At 55.9% G+C, this 15,875-nt stretch carries 13 protein-coding genes and 1 pseudogene; 9 read left to right on the top strand and 5 right to left on the bottom strand.

Annotated elements, in window-relative coordinates:
* Nucleotides 1-1,060 precede the first annotated feature (1,060 nt).
* Nucleotides 1,061-3,514, top strand: a complete 2,454-nt coding sequence (gene treY / locus J3R84_RS30135) for a malto-oligosyltrehalose synthase (protein ID WP_203529457.1) — start codon at nt 1,061-1,063, stop codon at nt 3,512-3,514.
* A gap of 21 nt (nt 3,515-3,535) precedes the next feature.
* Here the strand turns inward: treY and J3R84_RS30130 are convergent, their stop codons facing one another.
* On the bottom strand, nt 3,536-3,925 hold the full coding sequence (locus tag J3R84_RS30130; protein WP_207207703.1) for a response regulator: 390 nt from the start codon (nt 3,923-3,925) through the stop codon (nt 3,536-3,538).
* A gap of 525 nt (nt 3,926-4,450) precedes the next feature.
* Here J3R84_RS30130 and J3R84_RS30125 point away from each other — a divergent pair.
* The 3 genes from J3R84_RS30125 (at nt 4,451) to J3R84_RS30115 (ending at nt 7,728) form a co-directional block, all read left to right on the top strand.
* Nucleotides 4,451-5,482: a PAS domain S-box protein gene (locus J3R84_RS30125; RefSeq protein ID WP_057223661.1), complete on the top strand. Its 1,032-nt coding sequence runs from the start codon at nt 4,451-4,453 to the stop codon at nt 5,480-5,482.
* Nucleotides 5,483-6,089: 607 nt separating this feature from the next.
* The gene (locus J3R84_RS30120; RefSeq protein ID WP_057223659.1) at nt 6,090-6,704 is read left to right on the top strand and encodes a flavodoxin family protein; all 615 of its coding nucleotides are present in this window, start codon (nt 6,090-6,092) and stop codon (nt 6,702-6,704) included.
* A gap of 58 nt (nt 6,705-6,762) precedes the next feature.
* Complete coding sequence (locus J3R84_RS30115) at nt 6,763-7,728, top strand: SDR family oxidoreductase (protein WP_203529456.1); 966 nt, start codon at nt 6,763-6,765, stop codon at nt 7,726-7,728.
* Nucleotides 7,729-7,878: 150 nt separating this feature from the next.
* On the opposite strand, the gene J3R84_RS30110 is transcribed toward J3R84_RS30115, so the two are convergent.
* Both J3R84_RS30110 and J3R84_RS30105 read right to left on the bottom strand, forming a co-directional pair.
* A complete protein-coding gene (locus J3R84_RS30110; protein ID WP_057223704.1) occupies nt 7,879-8,169 on the bottom strand; it encodes a hypothetical protein in 291 nt (96 codons plus the stop codon).
* Between the two features lie 247 nt (nt 8,170-8,416).
* Nucleotides 8,417-8,662: a KTSC domain-containing protein gene (locus J3R84_RS30105; RefSeq protein WP_057223655.1), complete on the bottom strand. Its 246-nt coding sequence runs from the start codon at nt 8,660-8,662 to the stop codon at nt 8,417-8,419.
* A 159-nt stretch (nt 8,663-8,821) separates the two neighbouring features.
* Here J3R84_RS30105 and J3R84_RS30100 point away from each other — a divergent pair, with 159 nt between their 5' ends.
* Both J3R84_RS30100 and J3R84_RS30095 read left to right on the top strand, forming a co-directional pair.
* Complete coding sequence (locus J3R84_RS30100; protein WP_057223654.1) at nt 8,822-9,025, top strand: hypothetical protein; 204 nt, start codon at nt 8,822-8,824, stop codon at nt 9,023-9,025.
* A gap of 30 nt (nt 9,026-9,055) precedes the next feature.
* Nucleotides 9,056-9,667 (top strand): response regulator, encoded by a 612-nt coding sequence (locus J3R84_RS30095; protein ID WP_057223652.1) that lies wholly within the window; start codon nt 9,056-9,058, stop codon nt 9,665-9,667.
* Between the two features lie 291 nt (nt 9,668-9,958).
* Here the strand turns inward: J3R84_RS30095 and glgA are convergent, their stop codons facing one another.
* A complete protein-coding gene (glgA, locus tag J3R84_RS30090) occupies nt 9,959-11,416 on the bottom strand; it encodes a glycogen synthase GlgA (protein WP_207932905.1) in 1,458 nt (485 codons plus the stop codon).
* A 384-nt stretch (nt 11,417-11,800) separates the two neighbouring features.
* Between glgA and J3R84_RS30085 the strand changes: the two genes are divergently transcribed.
* The 3 genes and pseudogenes from J3R84_RS30085 to J3R84_RS30075 all read left to right on the top strand — a co-directional run.
* Nucleotides 11,801-11,986, top strand: coding sequence for a hypothetical protein (locus J3R84_RS30085; RefSeq protein WP_057223649.1), 186 nt, complete (start codon nt 11,801-11,803; stop codon nt 11,984-11,986).
* 702 nt (nt 11,987-12,688) lie between these two features.
* The gene (gene glgX / locus J3R84_RS30080; RefSeq protein WP_203529832.1) at nt 12,689-14,773 is read left to right on the top strand and encodes a glycogen debranching protein GlgX; all 2,085 of its coding nucleotides are present in this window, start codon (nt 12,689-12,691) and stop codon (nt 14,771-14,773) included.
* A gap of 126 nt (nt 14,774-14,899) precedes the next feature.
* Nucleotides 14,900-15,005, top strand: a pseudogene (locus J3R84_RS30075) (DUF2934 domain-containing protein); the annotation flags it as partial.
* Between the two features lie 219 nt (nt 15,006-15,224).
* Here the strand turns inward: J3R84_RS30075 and J3R84_RS30070 are convergent.
* Nucleotides 15,225-15,740, bottom strand: a complete 516-nt coding sequence (locus J3R84_RS30070; RefSeq protein WP_057223645.1) for a sigma-70 family RNA polymerase sigma factor — start codon at nt 15,738-15,740, stop codon at nt 15,225-15,227.
* Nucleotides 15,741-15,875: the final 135 nt, after the last annotated feature.

Here is a 15,875-nt window from a genome sequence, read left to right as displayed (position 1 = left end):
GGCACATGGCTGATAATTGCTGCCACATTGGCAATGATTGAGACGGTGGCAACCTTGAAATAGGCTGCTTGCGTGAAGGCTGAAAGCGTTTGATGCAAGCAGGCGGCAACAAACGCAAAGTTCAACGAGCCGACCACAATCTGGAACGCTGCTAAGTGAAGCGAGGGGAACCTGAAGTTCCTTTGGCGAAACCGCACCGGCCGGCGCAGGGTTGCGGCAAGCATCAGATAGCCGACAGGAACCAGGGCAGCTATGATTGCAACCCCATAGACCGTGCCTTCAGCAATGTGCATCATCGATGCGGCATCGGCTGCGCGCAGGAACAGAGCAAAAGAACCAAGCGTGGAAAGCCCCAGGGCTACCGTTGTCCCGCAAAAGACGACGATAAGAGCGACATCCCCCGTCGTAAGGCCCCATCGCGAATAATACCTGTAGCGCACTGCCGCGCTGCTCAAGGCGGCAACGCCTACATTGTGACCAATGGACAGGCTCACAAACGAGGCTAACATTATTTGATGGAACGCCAGCGACCTGCCGACGTAGCGAACAGCAAGAGCATCGAAGCATGACAGGCAAAGGTACGAACCGGCGGCGAAACAAAGGGCGAGCGCAACGTTCTTGCCGGGGAGCGTGCCCAGCGCGTCGATGATCTCGGTGAAGGTGTATTCGCGCAGGGTTTGGTAGAGTAGGAAGATCGCTCCGCCAACCGCGACACTAATAGCGATCCTGAAAAGTACGCGCATATCGTTTTAAGTCCTCCGTCCACGATGGGGTGAACGGTAGCAAAGTCGACAGGTTCCATTGGGTCGAAAGTTTCGATTGGGCGAGCAGCGGGCAGTTTTGGAGTTTGTGGGAGCAAGGTTTCGAGGTGGATCGATGGTGCTCACTATCAACAGGCCAAAACGAGCGTTCGGGAATTGATGTTTTGCAAGCTCAAATCCCTACACGTCACGATCTCGTTTTCGTAGCTGCTTTTCAGCGATATGGAGGCGAGCACGCTGGAACCTTTACGGATACCGACGCTTTTACCCGCGTTGACCGCCCATTCGGAACCCCGCACATGATCCTTCCTTCCTCCACCTATCGCGTACAGTTTCGCCAAGGCATGGACTTCGCCCGCGCAACCGAACTGGTCCCACATTTCGTGCGGCTCGGTGTAAGCCATGTCTATGCCTCGCCGCTCACGACAGCGGCAAAAGGGTCCACCCATGGCTATGACGTGATCGATTTCAACGAGATTGATCCATGCCTGGGGGGAAGTCACGGTTTTCAGTACTTTTGCAGCGTCCTGCAACGTCACAACTTGCAAATCCTCCTTGACATCGTGCCCAATCACATGGCCGCCTCGCTCGCGAACGTGTGGTGGCGGGACGTTCTGGCGCAGGGTGAGAAAAGCGCTTACTCCGGCTATTTCGACATTGATTGGAGCCGCCGTCTGACGCTGCCTATCCTCGAGCACGATTTCTCTCGGGAAGTCGGCAAGGGCGCATTTTCTCTTGCAACCGATGGCGATGAAGCAAGCATCAGGTATCGCGACGTTTGCTATCCTTTGACACTGAGCGGCGCCACATCATCCCTCCTGCAGTCGACCCAACTGGATACCTTGTCGCAATCAAACGACTTCATGAGATCGCTGCACGCTGCACAGCCTTGGGAAATGATCCCATGGATGGAGGCAGCTCACCGCCTGTCCTACCGGCGCTTCTTTGAAGTCAGTGACTTGGTTGGACTGCGAATGGATAAGAGAGAGGTATTCGAACACGTCCATCGACTGGTACTGGAGCTGGTGGCAAGTGGGCAAGTGTCGGGTCTGCGGATCGACCATATCGACGGCCTGGTGGACCCGGCGGGTTATTTGGGCTGGTTACGCAACGCCGTTGGACCAGACGTTTTCATCGTCGTGGAAAAAATTCTGGTTGAGGGAGAGCGATTGCCTGCGTGGCCAGTACAGGGAACAACCGGTTACGAATTCATTGCCGCATCGAGCGCAGTTTTTCTTCCGCCCTGTGGTCCTTGCGAACTTGACGAAGTCTATCGCAAGATCGCGCCGCAGAACAGTGACATCGACACCGAACGGCGGGCTGCTCAATCGCAGATGGTGCGCAAACATTTCGTCGGTGAGGTCACTCGTCTTGTCAAAATTGCCGAACCTGGGACGGGCCAAGCGCCGGCTTTTAGACAGGCGCTCGAGGAACTTTTAATCGCTTTTCCGCGCTATAGGACTTACTTCACGGAGAATACCCGCACTCAGGAAGACGATGCGGTGCTTGCTCAGGCAATCGCTGTTGCATCCGACCATGTGAGGGATGCCAGTTCACTATCTGAGGTCAGTCATCTGCTGTCGGCAAGCGGCGGACCAGAAACGTCAATGGCTTTTCTGAATCGTTTCCAGCAGCTGAGCGGTCCCATCGTGGCGAAGGCGGTCGAGGATACACTCCTTTACAGGTATACGCGTTGCCTGGCAGTCAATGAGGTGGGCTGCGACGCCCACGGTGCCCATGGCGGCGTTGAAGAATTTCACCGACGCATGCGGGATCGTCTGGCTCTTCAGCCGGCGGGCCTAACCGCCACCTCCACCCATGACACCAAATGGAGCGAGGATGCCCGCGCAAGGCTATTTACCATCGGGGAGGATGTCGAAGCGTGGTCGTTACAGTTCGACAGATGGGTAACCAGTACAACGCGCTTCCAGACGCCTTTGATTGCACTGAACGTCCAGTGGATGATTTTTCAAGCACTGCTCGCAGTGCTGCCCGTCGATCTTTCCCGCGATGCGATAAATGGTCTGCAAAAACGGTTCACAGCCTACTTGATAAAAGCGGCGCGCGAGGCAAAGGTCGCTACGTCATGGGAGAGCGTGAATGTAGCCTATGAGGCGCAGCTCTCCGACTACGTATCGGCGTTGCTCGCGACTGATAATGCTACATTCCTGCGGGAGTTTCATGACTTCTGCGAACCTTTTATGCTCGCCGGCCTTGTAAATTCGCTCAGTGTCACCTTGATGAAGTTGACCGTACCAGGGATCCCAGATTTCTATCAGGGGAGCGAATATCTGCAGTACGCGCTCGTTGACCCAGACAACCGGTACCCTCTTCAAACCGGCGATCCGCACACTGGTAAAAATCCATCAGCTCCAGCCACATCTAAGTTTCAGCTGATTGTCAAGGGCCTTCGCCTCAGGTGCAAATGGCCGGCATTATTTGCCGAGGGCGACTATGTGCCATTGATCCCGGTTGGGGAGCGAAAAGACCATGTAGTAGCGTTTGCGCGCTGGAACACAGATCACCATGTCATAGCTATCGCCTCGGTGCGGATGCTAAATAACGTTGAACCCGTCACCTTAACGGCCGGAAAAGATTTTTGGGGCGATACGTCAGTATTGCTGCCGAAACGATTTCATCCAGAAAGCATTGACCTCCTGACCGACCGATTGTTTGCTGGCCATACACTCCGCATCGGCTCGCTTCTGTCGAACGGCCCAGTCGCGCTTCTGACTTCCAGCAAAAAGACCTGAACTCAAACAAGCGAATCCGGGTCAGTGGTCTCGATTGGTTGTCTCAAAGAGCCCGCGAGCGATATTCTCGAGCTCTATTGGCTTGTCGCAGAGAACATACCCTTTGAAACGCTCTGGTATGGCGGACGATCCGAACGCGCTCGCAAAGACAAAAGGAATACCGCGTTCCCTGAGACGCTCGGCGACCGGAAAAACTTCGACACCATCGAGCAGGATATCAAGGATTGCGACGTCGATCATCTGCCTGTCGATGAGCACCAGCGCTGCGGTGACTTGCGGAGTCGGACCCACCACGATCGCCCCCAATTGTTCGAGTTGGCGTCGAGTTTCGTCGGCAAGCAGGAACTCGTCCTCAACGACAAGGACACGCTTGCCAGCGAAACTCGAACTCCAAGGCACGGACGTGTTCAACACTGCTCTCCTTTGCGCACAGGGCGTCGATTGTTGTACGCCGCGGCGGGATGGATCAATCCTCCCATCAATCGCTGCCGGCAGCGCGCCTGCGCATGAGTGGAATAGATAGATGTACTCCCCAACCAGTTAAGGCGAAGTTTGTTTCGCACGAGCCGATCGGATTTCTTCAACATGCATACGGAGGGAAGTTCATCGCCTTTTATGGGAGGGCCCACAAAACTCCGGTCCGGCCAAATTTCGCGGGTTCGCTGCATTTTTCGCTAGTTCGTATATTGCGACGCTCCGTGGCAACGGCCAAACCCCAAGCGGCGCTGAAGGACAACTGCGCTTACCCAAACTGAAGGTTTCCCTACCTCCTAATTCCAGGCAAACAACCTGCGGCCTGACCAGATGATCAATCCCACGTTAATCGGGATCTGAGTTTGTCATTCCGGCGCCAGGTCGGAACCTTCGGTCATTGAGGTGGTTTACGCACATGCTGGAACACATTGATGCGGCGGGACACTCGGGCGATCGATTGATATGCACTCGGAAAGAAGCGAAACACACGTCGATGCCACGGAACTCGATCGGGCCAGACTAGCTGCGATTGTCGATTCCTCGTTCGATCCGATCATTAGCAAAGACCTCGATGGCACCGTGCGCACCTGGAATAGGGCAGCCGAGCAGCTTTTTGGCTACAGCGCGAATGAAATGATAGGAGCCCCGATCTTCAAGCTTATTCCGCCCCATCTTGAGGAGGAGGAACGCGCGATCCTGGCGCGAGTCAGCCGAGGTGATCGAATTTCGGCATTTGAGACGGTGAGGCAGCTCAAGAATCGGACTTATGTTGCGATCTCGTTGACCGTGTCGCCGATTAGGAACGCTGCGGGCAATATCGTCGGCGCATCGGCTATCGCGCGCGATATAACCGCCATTAAAGATCGTGAACGGCGCATTCGCATTCTTCTGCGCGAGGTCAATCACCGCGTCAAAAACCAGTACTCCATCATCTTGTCTATGATCCGTCAGACCGCACAGGGTAATTACGACAGCCCAACTTTCGAGCGTCATATCACGCAGCGGATAATGGCACTTTCAGCATCACACGACCTAATCGTATCAGCGGATTGGGAAGGTGCCACGATGGCTGATCTTGTCGCCATCCAGCTCAAGCCCTTCGGCCGGGCTGAAGCGCTTATGTTTGTCGGGCCCGCCATCATGCTAACACCAACCGCCGTCGAAAATCTCGGCATGGCGCTCCACGAACTGGCACTAAACTCTGCGCGGCACGGCGTGCTGAGCGGCAAACCTGGAAAGATCGAGATATCGTGGCAGGTTGAAGTGCCCGACAACGTGCCGTCTTTCAGAGTGTGTTGGGACGAACAAACATTGGGACAGTTCCCGTCTTCAGGGGAACTCCGTTCCGGGTTCGGCTCCGTCGTTCTCAGGAGAGTTGCACCGCAGGCGCTCAACTCCGTCGCCGAGGTTGTCTACGAAAAGTCCCGATTTCTCTGGTCCCTGCATGGGCAACTGGGCGGCTTCACTTTGAAAGGTAACCCGCTTGCCGACTGAACTTTCTGGCAAATCCCTCGCGTTAGATTCGAGCGCGAAAGCGATATCCGTGTGCTTTGGACGCCCTTGCATTTTGCCCGAGCTACAAACCGCAGAAAGACGAAAAGGTTCTGTCGAATGTCCGATGACGATAAATCTTCGTACCGTTCCCATCCATCAACAGAGTCGCAATCAGCTTAGCGGTCCCTTATGGGATCTTGAAGTGCCAGATGGCGCACGACACCTTCCTCGATTTCACGACACGCGACGTCGTATTCCCTTAGGAGATTGGTCGGCACCCCTCTTTGCTCGCAATTCAGCGCGGAAGACGGCCGCTTGGGCGTAAGCCACGCATAATTGTTTGAGCGGGGAAGTCGACACGCTCATCAGGGCACCGCGCCGGTCGGGTACACGCGCCTCTCGGTCTTCAACCGGCAATCTCGGACCGGAGCTGAAGCCGCAACTATGAGGTGCGTCGAGAGCGCGAGCATCAGCATCCAGTCCGGTGGGCGCTTCACAAAAGGCCCCCAACCGCGCAGATCCCGGAACCCTTTGGCGAGCTGAGGGTTGAGCGTGGAGCGGTGATCTTGCTGACAATCTTTGAACCAAGCGAACGAGGCTTCACCAAATGTCGCTGAATGCAATCGCCCTGAATTGTACCCTGAAAACAAAGCCGTCAGACGGCTCCTCAACCGAACGCATGCTATCACTGATTGCCGACGAACTGAAAAAAGAGGGCGTCGAGACAGAAACCATCCGGCTCGCCGAACATGCCATTCTGCCTGGAGTAAAATCTGACGAGGGCAAAGGTGATGAATGGCCGCAGATTCGCGAAAAGATCCTATCCGCCGAAATACTAATCGTGGGAACGCCTATATGGCTCGGACAGCCCTCGAGCGTGGCCAAGCGGGCACTTGAGCGCATGGATGCGTTTTTGGACGAGACTGACGAGCAGGGACGTATGGTGTCCTATGGGCGTGTCGCAGCCGTGGCAGTCGTCGGCAACGAAGACGGAGCTCACCATGTTTCGGCTGAGCTGTTCCAAGCGTTGAACGATGTCGGTTTTACGATTCCGGCGAATGCTGTCTGCTACTGGGTCGGCGAAGCCATGGGTAGCCAAAACTTCATAGACCTGAAGCAAGTTCCAGAGACCGTGCAAACGATGGCGGGCATGCTGGCGCGCAACACTAGCCATCTTGCTCGTTTGCTGTCCAATGCACGTTACCCCGGCGAAGGCGACTGAGCCCGCCTGCGGATATGCCCCGGCGTTCTAACGCCATAAATCGTATGAGGATGTGCAAATGCTGCAACAGAGACCCCACCACCCAGTCGTCGTCATCACTGGCGCATCATCCGGCATTGGACAGGCGACCGCTGAAGAATTTGCTCGCCGCGGTGCACGATTGGTGATCGCGGCGCGCAACGCATCAGCACTCCATTCTGTGGCCGCGCGCTGCCGGGAACTGGGCGCCGAAGTTTTAGTTGTACCCACCGATGTCACCAAGGCGGATGAGGTGCGCGAGCTCGCACAGAAGGCTCTAAGCTTTGGCGAAATCGATGTCTGGTTTAGCAACGCGGGCGTCGGTGCGGTGGGAAAATTTGACGAGACGCCGCAGGAAGCCCATGAGCAGGTGATCCGAACGAACCTCATCGGGCATCTCAACGACGCCCATGCGGTCGTACCAATTTTCAAGCGCCAGAAGCATGGTACATTCATCAATATGATCTCGCTCGGCGGGTTCGCCTCAGCGCCTTATGCTGCTGCTTACTCCGCCAGCAAATTCGGACTCAAAGGGTTTACCGAAGCGCTGAGAGCCGAGTTAACGCCCTATCGCGACATCCATATCTGCGACGTCTATCCGACGTTTCTCGACACCCCTGGAATCGCGCACAGTGCTAACTATACGGGACGCGCGCTGACCGTACCTCCACCTGTCTATGATCCACGAAAAGCCGCTCGCTCGATCGTGCGACTTGCAAATCATCCGCGCGCTTCCTTGACTCTCGGCAGTGCCGCCAGATTGGCGCGGCTTGGCCACTTTTTGGCTCCCAACAGTACGGCACGAATAATGGCCGGTATCCTTGCCAGATATCTGAAGGGCGCACCTCGCACAGAGGTAAGCCATGGCAACTTGTTTCGCTCTGCCGCAAATCCAGGCGGCGTGGAAGGCGGCCTGCGAGCAAGCAGGCCGCTACCCACCTCCGCTATTCTCACATTCGTAGTCATCGGGTTTGCAGCGATCGCCTTGGCTCGGACACGTCGCTGATCAACCGCCACAGTGGCGAGATCGATGCTCGCCGCGAAGCCGCGCGTCAGCACGCTGACACTTACATCGTTAAGACAGACCTTGACGACGCCGAACAGCGGGAGGCGGCGCCCGGAACCCGAGAACAACCCTTTAAGATATGAGGGCGCCTCAGTCAAAAATGGCGCCCTTTGCGCCCTCGTATTCCCGCGCTAATCGCATCACCGCAGGGCCGACCTCCTCGCTGTCCCAGCCGGCGGATTTCGCGGCTTCGATAACGAAAGCCAAAGCAGTATCCTTTTCTAGGCTGTCCATGTTTCCGTTTAATGCAGCAACGAGAGCTTCAGGCTCGGCGGTCGCGATATCAGCCACCAAGGGCCTAAGTGCCGCCGTACAGTCGGCCTCCCGACCCTCGTACTGGTCGGGTTCACGCGGCGACGAGATCTGGTGAGATAGCGACATTGTGGTCTCCCTATGGTCAATAATCGAAATTTTCCTAGAAACCTTAGTTCTGCCCAATAGTTCCGAACTCCGCACCATTCTCGCACTCCAGTTTACCTGCGTCGACCGCCCCTGGCACTGCGTAAACCACCACAGCGCACATTCGCTCAAGGTGGTTATCGAGAAGCCGTCGATCCCGTTGGGCAAAGCGCAAAGACGGAGCCGGATTACGCGGAACAGGCCTCTACTCATCCCCAATGAAACCACTTCACCGAGAGCCACCTCGCGGCGATGCGCGAGTGACGGCAGTGGAGACGCTATCCCTTGTGTACTTAAATTTACCGCGAATGGACGAGTTGAAGAAGCGGCCTTTGGCGAATGCGAGCTTAAATTGTTCCGCGATTTCCGGCGGAACATCGCGGTAATCATACCGGTTCCCGGACGGCAAGAGCCATATCGACAATATCTTGCTGGCCGGATCATAATTGAACTTGTCGATGAGGGAGGAAGGCATCGCGTTCTCAGGTTCTGATTGAAAGTCTCGCTGCACTAACGAGAACGCCCGGCACCGACGGTCCGTTCCCTCAACCGGGCCTAGTCTTGGCATGCGAAGCGCGAGCGCGTATTGTGATTTAGTGGCGCCATGTGAGCGCGACCGATATAGGCGACTTTTATGGCACCTCAAAAAAAAGGCAGCGCCGGTGGTGAGGATTTTTCCTCCCCCCTCCTTGAGGACGAGGACCAAGGTACCGCCAACCTGTTGATCGATGATTCGCCGGATAGCTTGCTGGTGCTGGCGAACCGGCTGCAGAAAGCACTCGACGCGCGAAGTAGCTCTGCAGGCTTAAAGAACCTAAGTCGCGTTAAGAAGCATTAAGCTTCGGGCGCCTTGAGGAGGAAACACCGCATGCCAACCCGCCAACCGTTGCGCGTTTTGGTCGCGGAAGACGAATATTTGCTTGCCGACGACATCGCATCCTGGCTCGAGCGGGCTGGCGCAACTGTTATTGGACCATTGCCCTCGGTTGAGCGAACACTGAAAAGCTTGAGTGCAACCCCCCAGATCGATGTCGCGGTTCTCGACATAAGCTTGAATGGCGAATTGATATATCCGGTGGCTGACGAACTCGCCAGGCGGGCCGTTCCGGTGGTTTTTTTTACCGGCTACGATGAAATAGACGTTCCAGAGCGATTTTCGACGGCTCTAACGGTGAGCAAGACGGCGGGTGTGAGCGATCTTCTGAATGCAGTGTTTGAGCAACGGTTAAAAACGATGTCTGGCCTGACGCCGACGAGGCCCGAAGCGCCAGAAGAGCGCGTTCTCGAGCTTGTGCCTGGGCTTCGATTGCGGGCACGGCTTTTGCTTCCGACGCCGTGGGCTGCGGATCGACTTGTGGAGAGGACGCTTGAAAAGGCGATCGCAGAGGTTTCATGCAGGATTGACGGGCAGCCTCTGGATGCGTGGCTGCACCAGATTATGCTCTCTATCTTTGCAGAAGCACCATTCGGGCCAAACTAGCGCTACGGACAGGCGACCGCCGCGACAAGATTTGTTGACAACGGGCTTAGCCCTTCGAAAACAACAATCTCAAGGCCTTATGCTGGAATGTTGCTAAGAGGCAGGAGACCGTGCGACTGACCCGAGCGAGACTCTTGGCCGCCGGTCTTTGGTCTCGATCCGACAACTTCTGCCCCCGCGGACACCGTTCGCCGTGATAGCCCTCGATCCCGCCCGCAATCAGGGGTAGTTCCCGATGTTCGCGTTCCTCGCGACTGTGGTTCGTGATCGCGGTTCCAATCGTTAAGTTACTTAGGCCGTTTGGCGCAGTTCTGCGTTTTCGTTCAAGAGCCGCGAATATATCTCGCAGTACTGTTCGGCACTGCGTTCCCACGAGCAGTCGGTCTTCATAGCCTGTCGTCGGAGGCGTTCCCACGTGCGATGCCGCCGGTAGAGCTTGACGGCCCTTCGCAGGGCGTGCCTAAGGCCTTGATGGTCTATGGGAAGAAACTGAATGCCGGTTGCCGCTTGCGCATGCACGGCTGCATCATTAGCGTCGATGATGGTTTCGGACAGGCCGCCTGTGCGCGCGACGATGGGTATGCAGCCATATCTAAGCGCGTACAACTGCGTCAATCCGCAGGGCTCGAACCGAGAAGGGACGAGCATCGCGTCGGCTCCAGCATGGATTAAGTGTGCCAGGCTCTCGTCATACCCAATCTTGACAGAAACATGTTGGGGATACCGTTCGGCCGCCTCCAGGAACTTCCCCTCAATGTGTGGGTCGCCTTGACCATGCACAACCAGCATCCCGTCTTTCCAAAAAAATTCGTCGGCAACGTCTGCAAGCAAATCCATGCCTTTCTGCCAGGTCAGACGATTGACGCTTGCAAAGACCGGGCCGTGCCGGTGAGGCAGCCCGAACCGATCAAGCAGGTCGTAGCGATTGCCAAGCCTCCTGAGCGGCGTGCGTGCTGAAAATGGGTAGTTCAGGTGCGGATCACAGGATGGATCCCATACTTCAAGGTCAATTCCATTGACTATTCCGATCACGTCGTCATGCCGGGCGTTCATCACGCCATCCAAGCCCATCCCGCCTTCCGGTGACATGATTTCACGGGCGTAGGTCGGACTTACAACTGTTATTTTGTCCGCAGCTATCAAGCCAGCCTTGAGGTATCCCAGTTCTCCATAATACTCGAGCGCCTCTGAATAGGATTGAGCGGGGAGGCCGAGGCGGGGGAAATGGCGGGCCGGGAATTGCCCCTGAAACGCAAGGTTATGAACCGTCAACACACGAGGCACTTCGAAGTGTTCGCCATACTTCAGATAGGCAAGTGTTAGCGCCGAGTGCCAATCATGGGCGTGGATGAGACAAGGCTTCCATTCCTTCACCCCGCTCCCTCCCACCTCGCTGGCGGCCTTCGAAAACGCAGCAAACCGCTTCCAATTATCGTGATGCTCTTCCCCGTACTCGTTAAGATAGGGGCCGCCGGGCCGGTCGAAGAACTCGGGAGCGTCGAGAATAAGAAGATCTAGACCGGCCGCCTGCGCAGCCAGAAGTCTGGCTTGTACACCGAATAGATCGTCGTAGGTCTTGACCAATCTAGCGCTCGGCAGAGCGCGCATTACTGCCCGGTATCCCGGAGTAAGGGTTTTAACACGGACGCCAAACTTTTTCAGTGCTTTGGGTAACGAGCCCGTCACGTCCGCGAGGCCACCGGTCTTGATTAAGGGAAATACCTCAGCCGTCACCGCCAAAATATCCATCGAAGTCATCCCTTCAATGTCTGACCACTCCGACTTCCAACACTGCGCCGGGGTGGAATGTTCCGCGCAAAAAACTCCGACGGAGAAGATTCTGAAAACGGAACAATCGGGGGGTGACGGGTTGTTCAAAGGCGAGAATTCTCAGCGGATCAATTCATCGCAGCGCTGCCCAAAGAGATCGCGCGACTGCGCCGCTGGCCGTAAGGGGTTGGTTCTGTCGCCACTGACGAGTTGGAGCTCACCGCCGTGCGAACTCGAATGCTCAAATCACTTTGGATGCGCGGACTGCGCGACGACGAGGGTGGCTGACGCAGCCAACGGGACGCAAGCGGACCGACCCTTGCTCCGCGAAAGGCGGGGGCTTCAAGGAGGAGGGCTAATAAAATGCCCATTACCCTGATTGTTGCAAAGCAAACGAACAACCGCGGGAGGTCGGGGCAAGGCGGACAGTGCAAAAAAATCGGCCGATTGAACCCTTACGCGCGCCCGAAAGAGAAATTCAAGGAACATGTGCGGATGGATGATCCCGACTGTCTATTTTGGCGCGGTATTTGGATGACAGTTTTCTAACCGCATGGAGCTTTCTTCCCCGCTGCCTGTTCGCTGCCAAGGGAGCCGACTTATGCAAGCAGGCGAAAACCTACAACTTCACTTTGACGTGTTAAGCCGCCGCGCCTTGCTGTCGTGCGGATCTAGGGACTATGTGTTGCCCGATCAGTATCCCGACCGAGATGCCGCAAGGCGGGCAGCTCAGAAATTCGCCTGGGAGGCCCTGGGCTACAAGACCAAGAATGAGCAGTTTCTTGATTGCTCGCAGTTACCAGTTTGGCTGCGGTGAGGCCGCGAGCAGAATCTGTGGGGCGCCGTGGTAGGCACCACAGCGCCGCGTCGTTGCCGAAAGCTTGCCTGGGGCACCCAGCGAAGACGTGAGCTCGTTAAGGAACGAAGGTTTTCGGCGATCTACGATATGCTCAACCGCATCGAAACCAAGTCCATCCCAGCGATAGCTGGACAACCAATAACGGGCGTGCGCTGTTCATGCGGTGCCCACAGGAGTAAAAGTTCCATACTATGCGATACGATGGCCGCCCCCTCGCTTAGGGATACGGTCCCGTAAAATAATCAAAAAACATTATAGCTCTCCTCATTGCCACATTGGGCAAGGTTCCTCGACGTCGGAGCGCTAGGGGAACAAAACTTCAGTCGGCGCGTTCGAGCCTGGCCAGCTATCCTGCCGATCGACGCCTTGCTCATCAAATTCGGGAACCTCTCATGGATCTTACATTCTCGAAGCTCGACTTTTTAAAGCCCGAGCTTGGGGCTGAGTACACCGGGCGCGGGACCCACTTTGCGCTGTTTTCCGCCCACGCCGAGAAGGTGGAGCTTTGCCTATTTTCGTCCGACGGCAAAGAAGAATTCACTCGCATGCCCCTTCCCGACCGCGAAGGGGACATCTGGTCGGGGTATGTGGAAGGCATCGGGCCGGGAACGATTTACGGCTATCGCGTTCATGGTCCTTATGATCCAAGGCGGGGCCATCGCTTCAACGCTAACAAACTTCTACTCGATCCCTATGCCAAACAGATATTCGGTGACATTCGGTGGGATGATGCATTGTACGGCTACACAATCGGCCACAAAGACCTTGATTTGTCTTTCGATGAGCGAGACAGCGCTCCCTATATGGCCAAGGCGATAGTCCAGGATCCGGAATTCGACTGGTCGGGAGAAGAGGCGATACGTCGCCCCTGGAATGACACCATCATCTACGAAGCCCACGTACGTGGATTAACGATGACACATCCCGGCGTGCCTGACGACGTCCGGGGCACGTTTGAAGCAATCGCGCATCCGGCCATACTTGAGCATCTGGAGAAACTGGGTGTTTCAGCAATCGAACTTCTGCCCGTTCAGCATTTTGTCGACGACAGGCATCTGCTTGAAAAGAGGCTGTCCAATTACTGGGGATATCAACCTCTTGGATACTTCGCGCCGGAGCCACGATATCAATCGAACGGGTCCATTCGGGAATTCAAGGCCATGGTCAGAGCCTTTCACTCCGCCGGTATCGAGGTGATTATGGACGTGGTCTTCAATCATACCGGGGAGGGCTCGGAGCGGGGCCCGACCCTGTCATTCCGTGGCATCGACAACCTGAGCTACTACTTGCAGTCGCCCGAAAAAATGCGCCATACGTACGACACCACAGGAACTGGAAATGCTCTCAATGTCGCTCATCCCATGGTCCTGCGCATGGTTCTCGACAGCCTGCGATACTGGGTTACCGCCATGCATGTGGATGGATTTCGGTTTGATTTAGCGAGCACTCTTGGAAGGGAGGGATACGAGTTCGACCAGGAGGGGGGATTCTTTGATGCAATACGACAAGACCCAGTTCTGGCGGGCGTCAAGCTCATAGCCGAGCCGTGGGATATCGGTGAGGGCGGGTATCAACTCGGGGGATTCCCGCACCCCTTCCGCGAGTGGAACGATCGCTTCAGGGATGATGTCCGACGATTCTGGAAACAAGACAACGGAATGCTGCCGGCCCTCTCCGAGCGGCTTGTTGGTTCGCCCAGGCAATTCGATCACTCGGGCAGAGCCGCAACATCCTCCGTCAACTTCATCACTGCCCATGACGGGTTTACGCTTTGTGACGTCGTGTCGTACCGCGAGAAGCACAATGATGCGAATGGCGAAGGCAATCAGGACGGACATTCCAATAACCACTCAGACAACCTTGGTGTTGAGGGGGAAACGGAAGACGGGAATATTCTAGCTGCACGCAATCGACGGCGGCGAGCAATGATGGCGACGCTCTTGTTTAGCCAAGGCGTGCCGATGGTGCTTGGCGGCGATGAGTTGAGCAACACTCAAGGCGGCAACAATAATAGCTATTGCCAAGACAATGAGATTGGATGGATAGACTGGAGCAGCATGAAACCCGAGTTTTTCGAATTTTGCTGCGCTGCAATTAATTTGAGAAAATCGTACCCGCTCCTGCGGCACGATCGTTTTCCTACGGGCGACCTCACTGACGAGCATGGAACTGCGGTCACGTGGCTTCGCGCCGACGGTCAGAACATGAACGATAGTGATTGGCAGGACGGTGAACGGAAAACTCTCGGTGTTTTGCTGACGGGTACGGGAACCTTAGCGGGCACTCAAATCCTGCTTGTCCTCAACGCAGGCGAACCCTGCGACTTCGCCCTTCCCAAGCCTGCTCATTCGGCATGGAAGTGTATATTTGACAGTGCAGGCGAAGGCGCAGTTAGTCCAGCACCAAACGCCGTCGAAACAGTAGCGGGTCAGACCGCCGTCGTCTTTCTGTCTGAGAAAATCGCTGCGGATGCGTGATTTAACGAACTGTCGGTTCTCGGCCGCCAGCGTTCTGCGATAGATTTTGGCAGCTCAAGAAGGAACAAAACCAAGCACTGCCTGTTCTGCCGCTGCGCTAACATTCGAAGCCGGAGATCGAGTTAGATGAATGACAGGGACGAACGCATCAGACAGCGAGCCTACCAGATCTGGGAAGAAGAAGGGCGACCGGACGGGCAGGAAACCAGGCACTGGGAAGAAGCAAGTCGGCAATTTTCGTCAGAAGAAGAAACCCGGGATAGTTTTACCGAGACCGAGGGATCCACCGGCGCGCTCGGCGGGTACGAAGACTCCCGCGTGCCCAAGACAGCAGGCACGAGCCCTTCGAAACATCGTCGAGGGCGCGTGGGACCCATACAAAAGTGAGATGGTTTAGGCGGCTCCAAGTCACGATCTGGCTGCTGGCCCCTTTTCGATGAGGCAACCCGCTTCAATGCAGCGGGTTGCCTTGCATCTCGTGGGCTAGCTCATCGCGGGCCCTGTTGAGGCGGCTCTTGATTGTTCCGATGGCACAATCACAAATATCCGCCGCTTCCTTATAACTTAAACCATAGCCAGCCACGAGTATTATGACATCTCGGTGTTCAGGGGACAGGGACTGGAGCGCTTTGCGAAGATCCTTGTTCAGCACGTGCCAGTCCTGCGGCGCTGCTATGGGGATGGGCATCTCCGCACAATCGACCACCCCAGGGGCCTCGCGTTTACGCACCTTATATTGCGTACGGAAAACATTGTGCATGATCGTGAAGAGCCATGATTTCAGATTAGTTCCCTCCTCGAAGCGATCAATGCTGCGCAACGCACGAAACAGAGTTTCCTGTACAAGATCATCGCCCTCGTGGCTGGCAGAAACAAATGTGCGCGCAAAAGCGCGTAGAGCCGGGATAAGATCGACGACCTGATCTTGGATTGTAACCTGATGTTGGCCGGAGGGTACCGTGGACATGAACGACGCCTTTCATCTAGCCAGACGTGAGATCAATCTGTGGAATGCTCTCGGCTAAACAAAGTTCCGACCCAAACTTCAAATCCCGGGTCTTGGGCCGATTTTTCGATCTTTGTTTTCTAGTTAAACCATCTC

Origin of the sequence: Ensifer canadensis, from assembly GCF_017488845.2 — a bacterium.
GTDB classification, from domain to species: domain Bacteria; phylum Pseudomonadota; class Alphaproteobacteria; order Rhizobiales; family Rhizobiaceae; genus Ensifer; species Ensifer canadensis.
The sequence above is the reverse complement of the archived record's forward strand: the minus strand, read 5'-3'. Positions and strand labels throughout refer to the sequence as shown.

What these genes read in the sequence shown, in the direction of transcription:
- treY (WP_203529457.1), top strand. Translation starts at nt 1,061, where the DNA reads ATGATCCTTCCTTCCTCCACCTATCGCGTACAGTTTCGCCAAGGCATG.
- J3R84_RS30125 (WP_057223661.1), top strand. Translation starts at nt 4,451, where the DNA reads ATGCACTCGGAAAGAAGCGAAACACACGTCGATGCCACGGAACTCGAT.
- J3R84_RS30120 (WP_057223659.1), top strand. Translation starts at nt 6,090, where the DNA reads ATGTCGCTGAATGCAATCGCCCTGAATTGTACCCTGAAAACAAAGCCG.
- J3R84_RS30115 (WP_203529456.1), top strand. Translation starts at nt 6,763, where the DNA reads ATGCTGCAACAGAGACCCCACCACCCAGTCGTCGTCATCACTGGCGCA.
- J3R84_RS30110 (WP_057223704.1), bottom strand. Translation starts at nt 8,169, where the DNA reads ATGTCGCTATCTCACCAGATCTCGTCGCCGCGTGAACCCGACCAGTAC.
- J3R84_RS30105 (WP_057223655.1), bottom strand. Translation starts at nt 8,662, where the DNA reads ATGCCTTCCTCCCTCATCGACAAGTTCAATTATGATCCGGCCAGCAAG.
- J3R84_RS30100 (WP_057223654.1), top strand. Translation starts at nt 8,822, where the DNA reads ATGGCACCTCAAAAAAAAGGCAGCGCCGGTGGTGAGGATTTTTCCTCC.
- J3R84_RS30095 (WP_057223652.1), top strand. Translation starts at nt 9,056, where the DNA reads ATGCCAACCCGCCAACCGTTGCGCGTTTTGGTCGCGGAAGACGAATAT.
- glgA (WP_207932905.1), bottom strand. Translation starts at nt 11,416, where the DNA reads ATGGATATTTTGGCGGTGACGGCTGAGGTATTTCCCTTAATCAAGACC.
- J3R84_RS30085 (WP_057223649.1), top strand. Translation starts at nt 11,801, where the DNA reads ATGCCCATTACCCTGATTGTTGCAAAGCAAACGAACAACCGCGGGAGG.
- glgX (WP_203529832.1), top strand. Translation starts at nt 12,689, where the DNA reads ATGGATCTTACATTCTCGAAGCTCGACTTTTTAAAGCCCGAGCTTGGG.
- J3R84_RS30070 (WP_057223645.1), bottom strand. Translation starts at nt 15,740, where the DNA reads ATGTCCACGGTACCCTCCGGCCAACATCAGGTTACAATCCAAGATCAG.